Origin of the sequence: Paenibacillus pasadenensis (genome assembly GCF_023715725.1) — a bacterium.
In the GTDB taxonomy this organism is placed as follows: domain Bacteria; phylum Bacillota; class Bacilli; order Paenibacillales; family Paenibacillaceae; genus Paenibacillus_O; species Paenibacillus_O pasadenensis_A.
Genome location: NZ_JAMBOT010000010.1, coordinates 35,707 through 54,609, shown reverse-complemented (window position 1 = coordinate 54,609; position 18,903 = coordinate 35,707). Strand labels below are relative to the sequence as shown.

General features: G+C 51.8%; 17 protein-coding genes. 8 read left to right on the top strand and 9 right to left on the bottom strand.

Going from position 1 to position 18,903, the window contains the following annotated elements; translation table 11 throughout:
• Nucleotides 1-78 precede the first annotated feature (78 nt).
• The 6 genes from M3223_RS19225 to M3223_RS19200 all read right to left on the bottom strand — a co-directional run bounded on the left by M3223_RS19225 (nucleotide 79) and on the right by M3223_RS19200 (nucleotide 8,696).
• On the bottom strand, nucleotides 79-2,454 hold the full coding sequence (locus M3223_RS19225; protein WP_251564584.1) for a helix-turn-helix domain-containing protein: 2,376 nt from the start codon (nucleotides 2,452-2,454) through the stop codon (nucleotides 79-81).
• A gap of 13 nt (nucleotides 2,455-2,467) precedes the next feature.
• Nucleotides 2,468-4,039, bottom strand: a complete 1,572-nt coding sequence (locus M3223_RS19220) for an extracellular solute-binding protein (protein ID WP_251564582.1) — start codon at nucleotides 4,037-4,039, stop codon at nucleotides 2,468-2,470.
• A gap of 99 nt (nucleotides 4,040-4,138) precedes the next feature.
• Entirely contained in the window at nucleotides 4,139-5,758 is a 1,620-nt protein-coding gene (locus tag M3223_RS19215; protein ID WP_251564579.1) for an extracellular solute-binding protein, read from the bottom strand.
• A gap of 106 nt (nucleotides 5,759-5,864) precedes the next feature.
• Nucleotides 5,865-6,716 (bottom strand): carbohydrate ABC transporter permease, encoded by an 852-nt coding sequence (locus M3223_RS19210; RefSeq protein WP_251564577.1) that lies wholly within the window; start codon nucleotides 6,714-6,716, stop codon nucleotides 5,865-5,867.
• A 36-nt stretch (nucleotides 6,717-6,752) separates the two neighbouring features.
• Entirely contained in the window at nucleotides 6,753-7,661 is a 909-nt protein-coding gene (locus M3223_RS19205) for an ABC transporter permease (protein WP_251564575.1), read from the bottom strand.
• A gap of 228 nt (nucleotides 7,662-7,889) precedes the next feature.
• Nucleotides 7,890-8,696, bottom strand: a complete 807-nt coding sequence (locus M3223_RS19200; RefSeq protein WP_251564573.1) for a TerC family protein — start codon at nucleotides 8,694-8,696, stop codon at nucleotides 7,890-7,892.
• 369 nt (nucleotides 8,697-9,065) lie between these two features.
• Here M3223_RS19200 and M3223_RS19195 point away from each other — a divergent pair, with 369 nt between their 5' ends.
• The 7 genes from M3223_RS19195 to M3223_RS19165 all read left to right on the top strand — a co-directional run bounded on the left by M3223_RS19195 (nucleotide 9,066) and on the right by M3223_RS19165 (nucleotide 14,285).
• Nucleotides 9,066-9,380 (top strand): hypothetical protein, encoded by a 315-nt coding sequence (locus M3223_RS19195; protein ID WP_251564572.1) that lies wholly within the window; start codon nucleotides 9,066-9,068, stop codon nucleotides 9,378-9,380.
• Nucleotides 9,381-9,435: 55 nt separating this feature from the next.
• Nucleotides 9,436-9,897 (top strand): collagen-like protein, encoded by a 462-nt coding sequence (locus M3223_RS19190; protein ID WP_251564570.1) that lies wholly within the window; start codon nucleotides 9,436-9,438, stop codon nucleotides 9,895-9,897.
• 476 nt (nucleotides 9,898-10,373) lie between these two features.
• Nucleotides 10,374-10,922, top strand: coding sequence for an RNA polymerase sigma factor (locus tag M3223_RS19185; protein WP_251564568.1), 549 nt, complete (start codon nucleotides 10,374-10,376; stop codon nucleotides 10,920-10,922).
• The gene (locus M3223_RS19180) at nucleotides 10,894-11,841 is read left to right on the top strand and encodes a hypothetical protein (protein WP_251564566.1); all 948 of its coding nucleotides are present in this window, start codon (nucleotides 10,894-10,896) and stop codon (nucleotides 11,839-11,841) included. Before M3223_RS19185 ends, M3223_RS19180 begins: the two co-directional genes overlap by 29 nt.
• Nucleotides 11,842-12,034: 193 nt before the next feature.
• Nucleotides 12,035-12,622, top strand: coding sequence for a TetR/AcrR family transcriptional regulator (locus tag M3223_RS19175; RefSeq protein ID WP_251564563.1), 588 nt, complete (start codon nucleotides 12,035-12,037; stop codon nucleotides 12,620-12,622).
• A 33-nt stretch (nucleotides 12,623-12,655) separates the two neighbouring features.
• Entirely contained in the window at nucleotides 12,656-13,645 is a 990-nt protein-coding gene (locus tag M3223_RS19170) for an aldo/keto reductase (protein WP_251564561.1), read from the top strand.
• A gap of 61 nt (nucleotides 13,646-13,706) precedes the next feature.
• A complete protein-coding gene (locus M3223_RS19165; RefSeq protein WP_251564559.1) occupies nucleotides 13,707-14,285 on the top strand; it encodes a GNAT family N-acetyltransferase in 579 nt (192 codons plus the stop codon).
• A 60-nt stretch (nucleotides 14,286-14,345) separates the two neighbouring features.
• On the opposite strand, the gene M3223_RS19160 is transcribed toward M3223_RS19165, so the two are convergent.
• Nucleotides 14,346-15,164, bottom strand: coding sequence for a MerR family transcriptional regulator (locus tag M3223_RS19160; RefSeq protein WP_251564557.1), 819 nt, complete (start codon nucleotides 15,162-15,164; stop codon nucleotides 14,346-14,348).
• 146 nt (nucleotides 15,165-15,310) lie between these two features.
• Here M3223_RS19160 and M3223_RS19155 point away from each other — a divergent pair, with 146 nt between their 5' ends.
• On the top strand, nucleotides 15,311-16,807 hold the full coding sequence (locus tag M3223_RS19155) for an MFS transporter (RefSeq protein ID WP_251564555.1): 1,497 nt from the start codon (nucleotides 15,311-15,313) through the stop codon (nucleotides 16,805-16,807).
• Nucleotides 16,808-16,853: 46 nt separating this feature from the next.
• Here the strand turns inward: M3223_RS19155 and M3223_RS19150 are convergent, their stop codons facing one another.
• Nucleotides 16,854-17,663: a GNAT family N-acetyltransferase gene (locus M3223_RS19150; protein ID WP_251564554.1), complete on the bottom strand. Its 810-nt coding sequence runs from the start codon at nucleotides 17,661-17,663 to the stop codon at nucleotides 16,854-16,856.
• A gap of 21 nt (nucleotides 17,664-17,684) precedes the next feature.
• The gene (locus tag M3223_RS19145; RefSeq protein ID WP_251564553.1) at nucleotides 17,685-18,794 is read right to left on the bottom strand and encodes a hypothetical protein; all 1,110 of its coding nucleotides are present in this window, start codon (nucleotides 18,792-18,794) and stop codon (nucleotides 17,685-17,687) included.
• Between the last annotated feature and the right edge of the window lie 109 nt (nucleotides 18,795-18,903).

Here is an 18,903-nt window from a genome sequence, read left to right as displayed (position 1 = left end):
CAAGCCAATCCCGGCCTCCACACTCCGTCGAGCTGGCGTGCGTTCATCGGAGAAGGCAGGAGCGGGAGCATTGCCCGCTCATCCCATCCAGTTTTCTTCAAGATCGTCCATTTCTCCCTTCTTGTCCAGCAGCATCCGGTTACGGTACTCCGATGGCGTCATGCCAATCTGGGATTTGAATATACGGATAAAGGTCGATCTGTTGCCGTATCCGACTCCAGTAGCGACATCCTGAATTTGAATGGCGGGATCGGCAAGCAAGCGCTTCGCCTGCTCAATCCGAACCTCGCTCAGCAGCTGCAGGAACGTCCGGTTCATCTCCCTTTTTAAGAGCTGGCCAAGGTAACTCGGGTTCATGCCGAACTTCCCAGCCGTGCTCTCAAGACTGAGCTGCTGGTCGCTGAACTCACTGCGAATGAATTCGACAACGGACACAACAAGAGTGGATTTGGATGCGGTCGGCATCTCCTCCAGATGGCGAATCAGCCGTTCGCAGGCATCCAGCAGCAGTGCGCGGATTTCCACAACGGTCGGGTTCGTCTCAATCAGCTTTCCGAAAGGCTGCTCCCCGGGATAAACGGAGGACCGCTCCACATTCAGCTCAACCAGCAGCTTCTCCATTTCATTAAAGATGGAATAACTCATATAGTGAATCCGGTGCCAGGCGGTACGGTTCCAGGAAGCGCCGATGCGGCTGCCGCCCGGAGAACGTTCCATCCATTCGCACAGCTCCAGCACGGCCCGGCGCGTCGTCTCCTGATTGCGGGAGCGGATGCCGGTCAAAATCCGGTCTTTATACTTGATCCATTCGTCTGCGCGGGTCTGAACCGGATTGTCTCCTGTCAGCAGCTCTCCGAATGGAATCAGGCTGCCCTTGCCGCGGAATACGCGGTATTGAACGGCAAGCTGAGATTCCCGGAACGAGGTGGATACAAGGTCGGCGTCCGCATAACGGTTGCCGATGCCAAACGTCCATGCAAAATGCGGATAGGAACGAAGCTGCTCCCGCAATCTGCCCAGCAGCTCCATGACCTCCTCCTCGGAAGGCTGATCGGGATCGCCCAAGAGACCGTGCAGCAGAATGCAGATGGAGGAGTCGTCCAAGGAAACGAGCTCGCAGCCGCAGGAGGGCAGCTCAGCCGCAAACCATTCCTTAGACAAATTGTAGATGGCAAACTGAAGCAGCCCTTTGTCCTGCTCGCTCAAATCTTCGCTTTCGTCGCGGACACAGGTGATGACCTGGAAAAAAGCCGCATCTCGCCCCGGAAGAAAGCCCATTCCCGTATCGGCAGGCCATTCGTTGTTTTTCAGCAATCCGGACAGCATCGAGCTGCGAATCGCGTTCTGGTTGGATTCCAGCAGACTTGCGTAAGACTGGGTGGACTGCACGAGATATTGGATGGCATCCTGCAAGGAGCCGGATTGATCCGCATTGTCCGGGCTTCCTCCTGCGGCCGCATTTCTCCATTTGCCTAATGCCGCTTCCAGCGGACGGTGGAATCTGCGGCTGAAATAGAGAGACACGACTAGTCCGACAATCAGCACAGCGATGCAGAGCGAAAAAGTGACGCGCGCCACAAACTGAGTCGGCGCAAACAGCCGCTGCTTCGGCATAAGCACGGAATAGCTCCAGTCATTGTAGGAAGACTGCGCTGTGGATTTGAAATAATGATTGGCGTCCAGCTTGTTCTCCATCGCCTTCGTGACCAGAGCTCCGTGATCCTCGGCCTCTCCTGTCTCCGAAAAAATCAGCTTGTTGTCCGGAGTGGATATAATCAGCGCAGCCGAATTATTTTCGCTCCAGCTGTTTGCTTGGCGGAACAGACTCATTCTGACATCAATGAACAAAATGGCGTCGTTATGCAGACCGTCATTGCTCAGATTGCGGTATAGCGTCACCACTTCTTCCTTCGAGGGATATCCGCTGATCATTCTGGCCTTAGTCGTTCGGACGTCGCTCCAGAAGGTGGATTGACGGCCCTCCGATACAAAAGCGACGTATTCCCCGTCCGGATATTCTCCAAGCGGTATGACGGTATCGCTGGTCACGATGCTTCCTGACTTTGGAATATACAAATAGATGCCGCCAATGTTGGAGTAGAATTTCTCCTCGTTGGCGATGATGCCGTGCAGCTCCTTTAAATATAGCTGGTATTCCTGCTCGCTCTCGAACAGCTCATTCTGCTCCCGGAAAACAAACTGGTTCAGGGCGGCATTTTCGGCCAGACGGACCGAGGTCCGGTCGATTTCCTGCAGCAGACCGTCGTAGGTGGACAGAACTTGCCCGATCAGCGATTTGTGAATCGTATCAATCTGGCCTTTCAGCATATTGGTATACAGCGTATAGGTCGGCAGACCAATCATGGTCACGACAAGCAGCACAACAAGCGCAAAATAAACATGCAGCTGGCTTCGGGACAACCGGGCATAAAGCTTTCTCTTGAATGCGGTCATGGTCGTCGCTCCTTTATTCCGGTGCTCCCGTCTTCGCCGACTTTGCTAGCGCCTGGCTCATTTCGCTCATCGCTTCCGCTCCGCCGGATTCCTTCCACTTGTCGACGAACCTGCTGAAGCCTTCCTCAATGTCCAACTCGCCCATAATCATTTTTCCGAAATAAGCCTCGGTCAGCTCGTCGGACGTAGACTTGAACGAAACCCACAGCGGTGTCGCCAGATTATAGGAAGCCGGTTCGATCCGATAGCGGTTGATCCGCTCCAGATTGTCTTGTACGACCTTGGTGAAACCAGGCGTGCTCGACTCCCGGAATTTCAAATAATCCTTTTCCGTCATGCGCGACCAGCTGACAAGCCCCCAATTGAGCTCGTGAGCCGCCTCTGGATGCAGAGAACCAAAGCCGATATCGTTCTTGCGCTCGTCCAGCCGCAGCGAAACCCGGTTGGCGTCTTCCTTGTAATGAACATCCGGCAGCCCGTACAGCGTCAGGCGATTGCCTTCGTCCGACAGCAAATAATCCAGCAGCCTAGCCGCTGCCTTAGGATCTTTGGCTTTATCGGTAATAACCGTGTAGCCCCAGAAGCCGGAACCAACGCTGTAGCCCCGTTTCCCTTTCGGTCCGGCAAGAGCAGCAGCCTCCATCAGCCTGGCGTCCTTGAAATTCCGCTTCAGCTGTTCCTCCTTCTTGATCAGCTCCTCGAAATTAGCGTTGTCGAACATAGCGCCAACCCGGCCCTCAACGAAACGGGGCCGTACCTGCACATTGGTAGCTGCGGACAGCGTGAACGGCTGAATCAGCTGCTGGTCGTACAGCTCTTTGACGTATTTGATCGCTTCCTTCACCTCGGGCTGGATGACCCAATACTGATACGAGGTGCCAACCTGAAGAAATCCGGTGCTCCTTGCGTCGATCGGGATGCCCCACGCGCCCATCAGATTGCGGACAAGCGAGGTCAGCCCATTGCCTATAATGCCGTACGTATCATGAACTCCGTTGCCGTCAGGATCCCGGTCGCGAAAAGCAATGAGCGTGTCGCGGAACTGCTGGAGCGTATCCGGCGTCGGCAGACCAAGCTTATCCAGCCAGTCCTGGCGCAAAATAAGCACATGCTGGCCAGGGCTGCCCTGCGGCAGCTCGTCGCGCAGCGGCAGGCCGTACAGCTCGCCGTTTATGCGCAGCTCGTCGTAAGCGGGGTCCTGGAGATGCGCCTGAAGATTGGGCAAACCTTCAATCAGCTCGTCGGTAAACGGAATAATGCTTTCTTCCTTGATCCATTTGTTGAAGCGGCCGGTTTTCTCATTGTCCACGATCGTCAGCACATCGGGATAACTGCCCGTCGCCATTAAAATATCAAGCTGGGTGTCCTCCCAGCCGCCAGTTTGCAGCGATATTAGCGTTCCGGTTGCTTTCTCAATCGCATCCAGCACGCGATCGTTTTGATTGCCGTAATTTTGCCGGTCGAAGCTGTAAATACTGATCGGTACGGCTTTGTCTCCGTCCGTAGTTGAGGAGGAGGAGCTGCAGCCCGCAAGGCCAATTGCGCCGGCCAGAAGTATACCTAGAATACGCTGAGTCTTTTGCACGATTACTCCTCCCCCCTTATGGTATTAAGTCACATTGTATCCGAAAACTCAGAAAAGGGAAGAGAAGATAGACGGGATCTCTATCTTCTCTTCTCTGCGCTAGGATTGGCTTGCCGCAATCGTGTCGCTCATTGCTTTCATTGCTGCTTCGCCGCCGGATGCTTTCCAGTCTGTTACAAATTTATCGAACCCTTTATCGATATCAACCTTGCCCGTAACAGCCTGGATGAAAAACTCGTTTTGCAGCGTTTTGCCCGTCCCGATGAACTTGGACCATTCCTCGTTCATTGCATTATAGGATGCAGGCTCGATGAGGAACTTGTTCACGCGCTCCAGGTTTTCCTTGATCAGATTGCCGTAGCCCGGCGTTCCGGTTTCCGACGCTTTGATATAGAAGTCGCTGATCATTGGCGACCAGCGCACCAGACCCCAGTTCAGCTCATGGAATTGACCGGATGTGTTAACGTTGAAGCCCGGGTCCTTCTTCTTCTCTTCTTCGTTCCAGACCAGCTTGTCGCCTTCCATTTTGTAGTGAACGCCCTCAATGCCGACCGTGCTAAGCTTCGTTCCTTCTTCGGAAATGAGGAAGTCGAGCAGCTTCGCGGCCGCCAGCGGGTCTTTGGCCTGGCTGGAAATAGCCGTGTACGCCCAGTGTCCGTTGCCTTTAGAGTAGCCAAACGCTCCGTCCGTTCCTTTCAGCGCGGACATCTGAATGACGTTGCCGTCAGGCGCGTTCTGTTTCAGCGCGTTGTTGCGGTTGACGAGCTGGTCAAAGTTCATGTTCTCGACCGTCACGCCGATCCGGCCTTCTGCGAACACCGGACGTGTTTTTGTAATATTCGTTTGCGTCAGCGTGTCGGGATGGATCAAGCCGTTGTCATACAGCTGTTTGACCCATTTAAGCGTATCCTTCACCTGCGGCTGGACCGCCCAATACTCATAGCCGTCGCCGACTTTCAGGAAGCCCGTGCTGCGCTCGTCATGCGGAATTCCGAAAAATCCTGCGCTGTAGCCGACCAGCTTGTCGAGGCCGTTCGTAATCAGGCCGTACGAATCCGCTTTGCCGTTGCCGTCCGGGTCCTCTGTTTTGAATTTAAGCAGCGTATTCATGAACTCGTCCGTTGTGGCTGGAACCGGCAGACTGAGCTTGTCGAGCCAATCCTTGCGGATTTGGAAAATAAATTGTCCCGCAGAGCCGAGCGGCGGCTCGTCGCGCATTGGAATGAGATAGTATTTGCCGTCAACCTTCAGATCGGCGAACTCCGGCTGGGTAAGCAGCGCTTTCAAGTTTGGAAGCTGCTCCAGCATCTCGTCCGTGATCGGAGCGAGAATGCCGCTTTTGATCCATTGTCCGGTGCGGTCAAACGTATCGTTGTCGATAATCGTAATGACGTCCGGGTATTTGCCCGTAGCGGTCATCACGTTAAGCTGCTCGGGATCCCAAGGAATGCCGGGCTGTATCGTCAGATCGGTATTCGTCTGCTTCTCAATCTCCTGCACAACCCGGTCATTGCCGTAGTCCGTACGGTCATAGCTGTAGATGCTCAGTTTTACCGGCTCTTTCGGAGCTTCTGGTTCGTTAGAAGGCGCCGTGCTTGCGCTCGGGCTTGCCGGTGTGTTGTTGGTTGCTCCCGAATTGGAGTTCGAGCTGCAGGCAGCGGTCAGAACGAGAAGTGAAGAGGCTAATACGATCGATGCTTTTCTCCATGCTTGTGCCATATCTCTCAATTCCCCCTCAAAATGTGTGCTTATTGGCTTCATCTATTTCCATCACACGCGTCTGCCGCCCGCAGGACGGCAAGCCGCATGGGTTGATGGCAGATCCTTATGCCTTGACCGCTCCGACAACCATGCCCTTGACGAAAAAGCGCTGGATGAACGGCGAGATCAATATGATCGGCACAACCATGACAATGATAATCGCGGACGTGAGCGACATCGGGATCAGTCCCGGCAGCTGTACCTGCATCTGCGTATCGACCCGCCGGATGAGCTGGCGGAGCAGCACCATCATCGGGTATTTGTCCGGCGCGACCAGAATGCCTGACCAGAAAAACTCGTTCCAATGGAATACGCCGTAGAACAACGTCATAACGGCCATAATCGGCTTGGACAACGGCGCGATGATCCGCGTGAAAATCTTGATTTCCTTAGCGCCGTCAATTGACGCCGCTTCCTCCAGCTCAACAGGCAGCGAGGTAAAGAAATTTTTCATCAGGATGACGTAAAACGAGTTACACAGAAACGGGATGATGAGGCCCCAGATGCTGTCCGTCAAATGCAGCGCACGTATGACCAGGTATTGCGGAATAATACCGCCGCCGAACAGCAGCGGGATAATGACCATCACGTTGAGCGCCCGATGCAGCCTCAGGTACGTTTTACCGATGACGTACGCTCCTGCTCCGGTGACAACAACGTTCAGGAAAGTGCCGACAACCGTGACGAACACCGAGACGCCGAGCGCGTTAACGAGACGGTTGTCGTTGAAAATCAGCTTGAAGTAGTCCAGCGTGAATCCGTTCGGAAACAGGTGAAACGCTTTGGCCACATAGTTCTCGTTCGGCATAACGGAGATTGTGACTACGTAATAGAACGGAAACAGAATCATCAGCATGAACAGCGCGAGAAGGGCGATAATGACGGTTTGGCTGTACCAGGGACTGCGGTTAATCATAGTCGGGATCTCCTTTCCGGACCGTGTCGATACGGTTTAAAAGAGTCCGGCGGAGCCGGTTTTCTTGGCAATTTTATTAACGGCGAACAGCATAATCAGACCGATCAGGCCCTGGAACAAGCCCGCTGCTGCCGCAAAGCTGTAATCTCCCTGCTCGATGCCCATCCGGTATACAAACGTATCCAGAATGTCGGCCACGCCGTACACGATTGGCGAGTACATCGAGAACACCTGCTCAAAGCCGGCGAACATCAGGTATCCGACGCGCAGGATGAGCAAAATGACTACGGTGTTTGCAATGCCCGGCAGCGTAATGTGAATCGTCTGTTTCCAGCGGCTCGCTCCATCCGCCTCTGCGGCTTCATACAAATGGGGATCAATGCTCGTAAGCGCCGCCAGATAAACGACGGTTTCCCATCCGGCCCCTTTGATGATGTCGCTGACGAATAGAATGCCGAGGAACCAGTCTCCCTCCGCCAGAAAGGATATAACATCCAGCCCTTGTCCGGCGCGAATGCCGTTAATCAGACCGGAGCCGTTGAACAGGTTCTCGATAATGCCTGCAAATACGACCCAAGAGAGAAAATAAGGGATGAACATGACGTTCTGGAACACTCCCTTAAACCATCTGGAGCGCAGTTCATTGAGCAGAAGCGCCAGCAGTACCGGCACCGGGAAGCCAAAAATGATTTTTCCTAAACTGATTAGCAGCGTGTTGATGAAGGCTCGCTGGAAAAACGGATTGTCGAATACCGCTCTCACATGCTCCAGGCCCACCCATGGACTTGCGTTGATGCCTTTTACGACGGAATAATCTTTGAACGCGATGACGATTCCGTACATAGGCACGTATACAAAAATGATGTAGAACAGGACCATCGGCAGGGCCAACAAATACATTTGGCGGTAACGGCTGAGATCCTTCCATAGCGGCAGCCGCTTCATGGGCATCCACTTCCTTTCGCTGTTTCGGTTAGTTCCGCGGCTTAGGCCAATCATAGGTTTACCGGAGGCGGACAGGAAAGAAGCAGATTTGTTAATGTGTTGCAAATCCGTAGAAACGTTGATTTGGCGCGGAAAATCGGCTGTTAATTTAGGGTTTTGCCAATAAAAAAACACGGCCGGGGCGTTAATGCCCCGGCCGTGTTTGACCACTGTAAATCTATGAGTTTATTACTCTGGAAACTCCGCTTTGATCGGATCGGCTTTTTTCTGCTCCATCGTTTTGCGTCCGGACATGAACCAGCCGCAAACGGCGATGCCGATGAGCACGGCGTAGAACGTCAGCTTCCACGCCGGAGACTTGGCGAATCCGTAAGGGATAACCGCAAGCGCCGGATGAGAGAGCGTATAAACGGCAAGCTTCACGCCGACCCAGCCGACGATGACAAATGCCGCAATCTCAAGCGACGGGCGCTGCTCCAGCAGCTTCACGAAATAGTTGGCGGCGAAGCGCATAATGAGCAGTCCGATGAAGCCGCCAAGGAAGATGACGATAAAATGTCCGCCGTCCATGCCGCCGATTTGCGGCAGCGGGGTGAGCGGAAGCGCTACAGCCAGCGCTACAGCAGCCAGGATGGAGTCAACGGCAAAAGCGATATCCGCCAGCTCAACCTTGATAACCGTAGGCCAGAAGCCGGCTTTTTTGACTTCGGCGCCCGTATGCGGCTCGGCGTTCTGTTTCGCCCGCTTGACGATGACCTTCCGGTAAATGTGGTTAATCGCGATAAACAGAAGATAAAGCGCTCCGATCGCCTGCACCTGCCATACATCCACCAGGAACGAAATAATGAATAGCGACGCTAAGCGGAATACAAACGCGCCTGCCAAGCCGTAGAACAGCGCTCTTTTCCGCTCGTTCTCGGGCAAATGTTTCACCATGATTGCCAGTACGAGCGCATTGTCAGCGGCGAGCAAACCTTCCAGTGCAATCAGGACGATCAGCACCCAGCCGTACTCCATCAGTAATGCAAAATCCATCTGCGAATCCTCCTCTTTTGTCCTTATATACGTGTATACGTCATCGCACCGGCCGCTTCGGCAAGAAAAAAGACCCTTGGCCTCAGCCGGGAGCCAGCTCCCATTCAAGGCCAAAGGTCTCGCCAACAATGCCGGTCCGGCACTGCCAATAAAGCCGGAGAGCGGAAGCTCTCGGATTGTCGACTGTATTGTTGCAGCTACTCCCCTTCGGAGTCCGATATGCAGTTGCATCAAGCGCGATAATTACGACGTAATACGCCAAGCTCACCAATCGGTTTCATGAATTCGTGAAAAAATTCCGCCAGCGTCACCCCGTTCTAGGCTCATGCATAGGATATCCCGAGTTTTTACGAAACGGAGGTCATTCTGATGAGCTCATCCTATGCTTACCCCGTTCAGCAGCCGCTGACACCTATTTATCAGTGCGAAGCTCAAGCCCATCACACTCTACATTCCGTCAAGGAGCATCTGCGCCATCTGTGCGCTCAGAACGCGCATCAGCTCGTGAAGGTGGAAACGATGGACGGCGATTGCCATGAAGGCCATATCGTCTTCTGCGACCGGAGCATCGTTTACCTGCGGCTGTCCCACGAAGGCCATAACCGCGCCTTCCCGCCGAACCCGTACAGCAACGCCATTTTGCCGCTCGTGCTGTTTGATCTGCTTGCCATCACGCTCGTCTGATATGAGCCGCAGCTTGATCGTAATTTTTGTTCAACTTAGATAAGGAGTGATCCATGTGACTTTCCTTCCTACTCCTCCAGGAGGATTCCCCGGCGGAATCCCTGGCATTCCTGGCATTCCCGGTATTCCTGGCATTCCGGGCGGCGGTCCAGGCGGGTTCCCGCCTCCCGGCATACCCGGCTTCCCAGGCGGCGGCCCGGGCGGATTCCCGCCTCCGGGAATTCCGGGAGGACCTCCGGTAGGTCCGGGCGGACCTGGGGGCGGCCCGCAACCGCCATCCTCTCCGCCGCCAGCAGCGATTCCGGCAAAGCCGCTTAGCGCATTTGCCGTTGATCCCGGCGCTATCGCCGGATGCCTGTTCCGCTACACGTATGTGTGGCCGCGCAATGGCGCAGGCTTCTGGTTTTATCCCGTTTTTGTCGGCCGCACCTCTGTATCCGGCTTCCGCTGGAACGGCTTCTTCTGGATGTTCTCCGGCCTCGATCTGCAGCGGATTGATTCGTTCTCCTGCTTCTAATCCGTTCATATAGCTGAGCCACAAGCCAAAGGCCGGCCCTCCAACCGCCGTTGATGCTTCACTGGGCTCGACCTTTGGCTTTAGCCGCTGCTTAACCGCCTTCTCCCTGCATACTTAGGGCAAAGAAGGCCATTATTGGCCTTAATTTTGAGGGAACTTCACTATTTCGGCGGAATAAGACCATTTAAGGCCTTATTTCAGGCGATTTTCCCGTTTGCTCCTAAAATAAGTCCCTTTTTGGTCCAATTATTTAAAAGTTGGAGCTTTGGGATCGAAATAGGCCCATTTTGGGCCTTATTTTTTTGAAAGGACAGTCGGGGTTCATCGTTATTAATTATCTTGATCATGAACGCAATAGCGATTTTGTTAAAATGGAATTTATGAGTTCATTTTCTAAAAAATAATTTTCGCATATGTCCCAAATGTTTCCTTTTGATTGTCTACATAGATAACCGAACCATTTAGGGGGAATACGCTTGAACAACGCTCGGAAGGTGGACTTCCTTCAAGCTCTAATCAATGAGCTGCATAAGCCGATTTTCACCTACTGTTATCATATGCTCCGGCACAGACAGGAAGCCGAAGATGCGGCGCAGGAAGTGTTTCTGAAAGCCGTAAAACATTTAAACGGTACGGGGCCGCCGCTGCACTCCCCGCGCGCTTGGCTGTACAAGCTTGCCCATAATCACTGTCTAAATTTAATCCGCCGCAAGCGCCTGCTTCGTTTCATCCCTTTTAACCGGGACGAGCTCTGCCAAGCCGAATTGCCTGCCGAGGAAACACCGGTGCTGTCAGAGCTGTCGCTGCAGGTAGAGCAGATGCTTTCTCTTCTTCAGCCTTTGGATCGATCTATCCTCCTATTGCGAATTGTGGACGAGCGCCCGTTTGAGGAGATTGCCGCCATTGTCCGTGCCACTCCGGGATCGGTGCGAAAGAGATATGAACGTGCGAGGCGGAAAATCAAGCAGGCCTGTAGACCGGAAGGAGAGAAAACTCATGAAGCGAATCAAATTTCATACATATGAAGAATTTGAGCAAGCATTGAAGCTGGACGCCCCGTCTCCGTATCGTGAGCTGAAGGTTCAGCAGCTGTTGTCCAAGCCATATCAAAGTCGAAGGCTTCTTCACAAAAAAGTATCTTTTATAACAAGTATATGTTTGTGTTTTGCTCTGGCTGCCGGCGCTTCGGCTGCAACCTGGGACGGACGCTGGCTGCTGCGCGACAAAACCGGGGAGACAACGCTGGAAATGACACAAACCCCTGAGGAGCAAATGAAAAAGGACGAAAAAGCCAGAAAAATCATTGAATTATCGGTTTGGCAGCGAAAAATGGAGGCTATCCGGCAGAGCCTCAAGCCTGGCGAGATGGCCTTCCTGCTCATAGCCGAGGCGTATGAAATCAGTCGTTATATCTATCCCATTCAAAAGGATACGGTCTATTCTAGCTTAGAGCAGCTAAGGCAGGCTACCGATACGGAATTCCCAATTCCGCCCCCCCCGCCGGGACAGCTGTTCTCGGAAGGCCGCATTACATTTGAGTCCGATTCAATAGCATTCACCGAACTGGAAAGTCTTTACCGTACAGCGAAGCAGTCAGAGCAAGGTTACGTAGTGGAGCGGATGCAGCAGTCCAGGCAGGCCGCAAGCATCTGGTACTCTTATAACCGTTCGGGGAAAACGCCGTTTCTGCCAGGAGTATCGGTTAACATTCAAGAAGCGACCGGTTCCATAATGTCGAGCCGCCTCAGCAGCGTTGCCGAAGTCGTCCAGATTGAGGGAACGGAAGCCTTGTTTATCCCAGATGGCGTTCCAAACTTAACCGTGATCGTCGAGCATAATAAGAAAAACTTGCAGTACACTTTCTCATCCAGTATGACAGAAGAAAAAAATCTGGAGCAAACGAAAGAAGAGTTAATTGAGATGGCAAAAAGCATCCTCCATTAATCCCCCTCCGCGGCCGGCCAGCTGCGGAGGTTTTATTTTGACCAAAAGTCACTTTTAATTGATCTAAAATGACATCTTATATATCTGTGGGGAATTTTAAACCTTTCATAAGCATTGAAACTGGTTCATTAAAATATTATACTTATGGTCATAATTACTCAATTGCCTCTGCCGGAATTTATTTTGTCTGGAGTTGATTCCCATTAACCGTGAAGAGAAGAAAAAAGCGACCCGCGACAACATCGTCCGCTGCGCGCTGGAGCTGTTTGCCCAGCAGGGTTACGCCGAAACAACGGTCAATCAGATTACCGATCATGCCGGCGTTGCCAAGGGCACCTTTTTCAATTATTTCGAAAGCAAGGAAGAGGTGCTGTGCGACATTCAGCTCACCCTCGCTACGGAGGAGCTGTCGAAGCTTGTGGAGCATCCGGGGCCGATTATCCCGCTCGTCCGCGAATTCCTGATGGAAATGTGCCGCAAGCTCCCGCCGGAGCGCCCGCTCATTTTGGCGCTGATTCAATCGACGCTGACTAACCGCAAGCTGCTGGAGCTGGAAAGGACGAAAAACGAGCCTTTCAAGGATATGCTGGCCGATATTATCGCCGCCGCTCAGCAAAGGGGCGAGATTAACGCCTCCATCCCTGCTCGGATGATTGCTGACCTGGCAGTTCAAACCTATGACGGCGTTTTGCTTTACTGGGGCAAGGGACTAGGGGATGATCGGCTGCCGCATCAGATGGCGCTGAGCTTCGAGTTATTTTTCAAAGGCATCGCGCCTTAAAGCGAGTTCAAATTGGAGAGGAACGTGTGTAGGATGAATATAGAAACGTCAACGATGCGCCGCAAGCTGGGAAATTCAAACCTGATGCTTTCACCGCTTGGACTGGGATGCTGGCAGTTCAGCGGCGGCAAAGGATTGACCGGAAAATTCTGGCCCGTCCTGCCAAAACAGGATATATTGAACATCGTCCAGACAAGCTTGGCTGGAGGCATCAACTGGTTTGATACGGCCGAGATTTATGGCGGCGGGGAATCCGAGCAAGTGCTGGCGGCTGCATTAAAGGCGGTCAACAGCCCGCTGGCCAAAGAAGCTCATATTGCGACAAAATGGTGGCCGGCATTTCGCACAGCGAGCAGCATTGGCTCCACAATCGGCGTCCGGCTGCAGATGCTGGATCACCGTACGATTCACCTTCATCAGGTGCATCAGCCGTTTTCCTTCTCGTCGGCAACGAGCGAAATGAACGAGATGGCAAAGCTGGTCAAGCAGGGCAAAATCGAAAATGTCGGCGTCAGCAACTTTTCGGCAGCCAAAATGCGTGAGGCGGACCAAGCGCTGAAGGAGCACGGCCTGCGGCTTGTGTCCAATCAGGTCAAGTACAGTCTGCTGGACCGCAGAATCGAGCAGAATGGCGTTTTGGATACGGCCAAGGAGCTTGGCGTTGCTATTATTGCTTACTCTCCTTTGGAGCAAGGTTTGTTAAGCGGTAAATTCCATCGAAACGAAGCGCTTGTGAAAGCAATCAAGGGGCCAAGAAAGTTCAGCTCAGGCTTCCGGGCCTCCGGCTTGCAAAAATCGCTTCCGCTCATCGAGGTGCTGGAGAACATCGCCGCCAAACATGGCGCAACTCCGACTCAGGTCGCCTTGAACTGGATGATTCATTCCCACGGACAGACGGTATTTGCCATTCCTGGGGCGACAAAGGTTAAACACGCGGAAGAGAACGTCAGCGCAATGAAGCTTGATCTTAACCGCAGCGAAATTGAAGGGATCAGCGCAGCTTCATGGGATGTACTGAAGTAGCACCCCTTTCTGCAGAGGGCAAAACGGCATTCAGTTGAACTCATCGGAGGCGAATCCTTGCATGCTGGACAAATCGATCCCTTATTTCAATATCATTATGAAGCGGCCCTCCGGAGCTCCTCTGCCTTCCTTTACCTTGCCGGACGGATTTTCGTTTTGTCGATACCGCTCCGGCATGGAGGCTGCTTGGGCCGAAATCGAAACATCTGTCGGCGAGTTTGATACGCATGAAGACAGCCTTGCCTATTTTAACCGCACCTACATGCCCTATTCAGAGGAGCTGGAGCGAAGAATGCTGTTCGTGCTTGATGAGGAACAGCAGCCCATTGGGACGATAACCGCCTGGTGGAATGAAACAGGGAGCAGGCGGGACGCCGCTGTGCACTGGTTCGCTGTCCGCCCGGAGGCTCAGGGGCTCGGCCTCGGTAAAGCTCTCGTTGCAGAATGCATCCGCATTCAGCAGGCTCTGGAAGGTGATACCGCTATTTATTTGCACACTCAAACGTGGAGTTATCCAGCTGTCGCGCTGTACTTAAAGTCGGGCTTTATAATGGAGGAAAAAGAAACGTTCAGCCACTACCGGAACGACTATGAGCAGGCTCTCCCACTGTTGAAAAAGCTTCTAAATTTAGGTAATTAAATTTTCGGCTCAAATAACCATGCACGGACCTCGCTGTCCGTGTTTTTTTATTACCAATTGTTAAGCCGACACCTGAATCCAGATTCGTATGATGTAGCTGTCGAAGTCGGCCTCGGAAAAATAGTTAATCAGATCCATCGTGTACACGTCCCCGTCCACCTTTAATCCGTTACGCTCAATGAACTCTTTCAGGATCGGGGCAGCCAGCATAATCGACTCGTAAGAGCCTGTAAAGTCCATCACGACATACAGACCCTTTGGTTTGGTAAGCATTCTGTCTCCCTTAATGGGAGCTTTAATCTTGTTGGCCACATATCCCCATAAAAAGCTGCCGGATTCAAAGGTCTCTTTGCTCCATATCGCCCAGACCGGAAATTCATGATTAATCAAATGTTCCTCGCAGTAGCTTCGATGCTCGCTTAGCTTCGTGTTGAATTCTTCATCGCTCCCTAGTTCGAGCGGCGTCGCAACCAAATATTCCGTCTCACATTCCTCCAATGAAGGTTCTGACCGCAAAGGCTCCATCGGTTTTTCCGTCATTAAAATGGCATTTTGCAAAAGATCCTGCATTCTCTTTACCCGGAGCAGCTCCGCCTCCAGCTCCTGCTGCTTCGACTTGAACAGCTCTACAAGCGTTGAGCCGCTCCGGTCTTGAAGAAATCCTTTAATTTCCCGCAAGGAGCTGCCGGCTTTTTTCAGCACGCTAATCATATCGAGAATATAGGATTGCCGGAGGGAATAATAACGGTACCCGTTTGTATGAACAAACTCAGGCTTCAGCAGCCCGATCTCATCATAGTGAAAAAGCGTATGTTTCGTTACACCACTTATGTTGGCCATTTCGCTGGTCGTGAAGTAACGTTTGTTGATTTCGGACATGATGCACTCTCCTTGATTCACACTCTTTACGCCCTGTGCTTCTAAATTTTACCCTGCAAAAAAGGGCTTTGACTATAGGGTAACCCTATAGTTTAAAGTTTACTCCAGAAGGCTTCTAGATCAGTCGAACTCGGAGGGAGATTCACATGTACAACTATAAACGCTGGTTCATTTTGTCCATCGTATCAAGCGCTCTTTTGCTCATCACGATGGACACAACAATTCTATATACGGCTCTGCCAAGCCTGACCTATGATCTTGGCGCATCGGCATCGGAGAAATTATGGATTATAAACGGCTACTCGCTCGTTATGGCCGGTCTGATTCCGGCAATGGGGACGCTTGGAGACCGTTACGGCCACAAAAAAATATTCTCTTACGGATTGGTTGTTTTTACGGCAGCCTCCCTCTTGGCCGCTTTTGCGCCGACTCCTTATGTGCTGGTAATCGCGAGAGTGCTGCTCGCTGTCGGCGCATCGATGATGATGCCGGCCACATTGTCTATTATTCGAATTACCTTCACCGATCCGCGCGAGCTTGGGTTGGCAATCGGTGTCTGGGCAGCTATTGCATCCGGCGGCGCAGGGCTAGGCCCAATCGTTGGCGGTTTGCTCGTGGAACACTATTGGTGGGGAGCTGCGTTTCTAGTCAACGTTCCAATCGCGCTTCTGGCGCTTGGGTTAACCGTGACCATCGTCCCGAACCACGAAGGCAACAAAGATACAAAGTGGGATCTTATCAGCTCCGTACAGATTATGATTGCCATGGTAGCGATTGTTTTTGCAATAAAAGAATTTGCAAAACGCGAAGGCTCCCCGGCGCTTGCCACCGTTAGCGCCGTTATCGGGGTTATCGGAATGATTATTTTTATCCGCCGCCAACGCAGAAGCTTAAACCCGTTGATTGACTTGTCACTTTTTAAAATATCTCTATTTACGGCAGGCTGTATTACGGCCGTAGTCGGCTTGTTCGGACAATTAGGCGTTCAATATGTCGTCACTCAGCGCCTTCAATTAGTGGAAGGAATGAGCCCGCTGCAAGCCGGATTCATTACAGTAAGCGTACCGGCGGCGGCTCTTATCGCTGGACCAATAGCTGGCAAAATGATGCATCGTTATAATGTCATCCACATCAAAAGCTTATCGCTTCTGCTCGCAGCTTTGGGGACGTTTATTTATATCCTTCAGTTTGACGCCGGCGTCTTGGGGCAAATTATCGGACTGGCTTTAATGGGAATCGGTTTAGGAGCAAGCATGACAGCAGCCTCGCATTCCATTATGAGCTCCGCGCCGCCTGAAAAAGCGGGCATGGCCGCCTCGATTGAGGAAGTGGCTTATGAAGTCGGCGGAGCGTCCGGAATTGCCATCGTCGGCAGCTTGTCCGGCCTGATTTACTCGCTCAGTATGGCCGTTCCGCAAGGGCTAAACGTTCCGGGAAATGTAAAGGACAGCCTCGACGAAGCGCTGATTGCGGCGGAAGGATTGCCTGCCCAGGCATCCGAGGCCTTAAAAGAAGCCGGACGCAGTGCGTTTGACACATCCGTTTTCTTTGTCCTGATTGGGTTGTCGGTATTTTTCGCGCTATCCGCGCTAGTTGTCGCAAGAGTCGGAGCACGCTCCAAGGCGAAAGCCGCAGCTAATTGAGCCAATACAAAAAGTGAACGAAGGCTTAAAGCCTCGTTCACTTTTTTTAATACTCAAATTTTAAGCTGTCGATTGTGCCCGCTTCAATAAAACCGATATTGCGGTACACGTTATTCGCATGGGGATTGCTTAGATCCGCATACAGCATCGGGGTCAGTCCGTCGTCTTTGACGATGGAGCAAAGCCCGGCCACTACCGCGCTTGCATAACCGTGACCTCGAAGTTCAGCCGGAGTATACACAGCGTTTATTCTTGCATGCCTCGGCGAGCGATGAGCAACATTAGCCATCGAGACCGGCTTGTCCTTCACGACCCATACCTGCAAGTCGCCCTTCTCAATCCGCTCTTCTGCCGCAGCGATCTGACTTTGAGGATCAACGTGAACACCGTAAGCCCCTGCTGAAAAACCCGCCAAAAATTCGGAGATTACGACAATGTCATCCGGTTCTGCCCGCCGCATCGCGCCAGCGACTTCTGAAGGAGGTTTAACCTCCGGGCAGGTATACGACTCCATTCTCATGAACAGCTTTATGTTAGCGTCATACCGGCTCGCGTACTGTTCTGCAAAAAGAGCGGCGGTATCCGGGGCTCCCGTTATGCCGGGCAAGGAACCGCAATCCAATGTTTGAATTAAGTCGCGCACGAGACTCGCTTTTCTCTCCTGCGGAAGTGCTTCCGCTATCCATAGCCAAGGATCGTTGCCTTTCGACCCGGCATAAATCAGCTTCCCGTCGGCGTCTGTCAGACAGAGCGAATCTTCCGACTCGCTTATCCGATGGATCAGGTTATAACGGACCTCGTCATGAATAAACGGCTTTTGGCCTAAAACAGCGTCTTTATGCTTTAATTGTTCCATCCCCGTCTCCTCTGCTAAAAATTATCCTTCATTCGCTCCTTCACCCAACGCTAATAGCTCCCAGTATAGCTCAGGGACATTCTTGTCACGAATTAACTCAGCAAGCGAGAAACAGCATGCCCGATGCTCGGCAGTCAACGGTCCGGCAAAATGCAGTGCCTCCACATAAATATCCATTATTGAAGTATGCATGTAGTATAATTCGGGCTTATTGGCTAATGGCTGGAGGCGAAGGAGACATTCCTCAGCCAAAGATGGACCAAGATGCTCCATCTGTACAAAAAGATCCATCTCGCATTTCAAATGAGTGAACGGAAAAGTCTGAGTCTGAGAATCTTTAAAAGCTTCCATCCAATAATCCAAGTATTCCGCAGCAGTAAGATGCCTGTTCTTCTTCATTTCGGCGGCAAAAGCTTCGTCCTTATCTTTCAATTCAGGAAAAAGCTCATACAACAAAGCTGTCTCAATCGTTTTTCTCATGACAAGGCTGTAATCCAGGTAATCATGCCCCGTTGATGCATAAGCAATAAAGTCAGGCGTACGATGTAAACTTTCAAAGGCCCCTTCCTTTATAAGCTGTTGAACCGCTCTTAACGCAAGCGTTTGATATCCATCTTGGACAATAATTCCAGATTCAAACGCAACAATTGGAGCGGCAACGGATTCCGTCTCTTCTTCCAAAGTCATACCCATTGCAGAGTGGCCGACTCTAATAAACCAGTCCATGTAAGGCTCGTCAGAGGGCATCGCTGCAGGTTGAAATGCAAAATTGCCTAAATGGTACTTCAGTTCCAATCTTTGCTCAGAATTTAAATGTTCCCTCTCTGCGCACATGCTATTGAATGCATCAACCGTATTAAGATAAATGTCCAAGTAACACTGTTCTCCAGCATATAGGCTAAACGCATACACATCTTTATTGTCTTGCTCAACACTAAATGCCTCAATGGCTTCCTTACACCCTCGGACTAACATCATGGTAAACTGATCCGCCGTAACGATCTCTACCCCATTGGGCTTAGATCTAGTGTAACTCACATCAAAGTTGTCATGAAGCGTATAGTATCCCCCTTGATGAAGAGGCGTCCTGCCGTCAAGCCTTCTCCCAAGCGTTGAATAGTATTTACCCATCTCAGTTCCCCCTGTGTTCTATAATTGTTCCTCCATTTATTTCGGATTTATTTGCCACAATATTACTATTTTTCTTGGTTTTAATTATCTGCTGAAATGAAAATAAGCC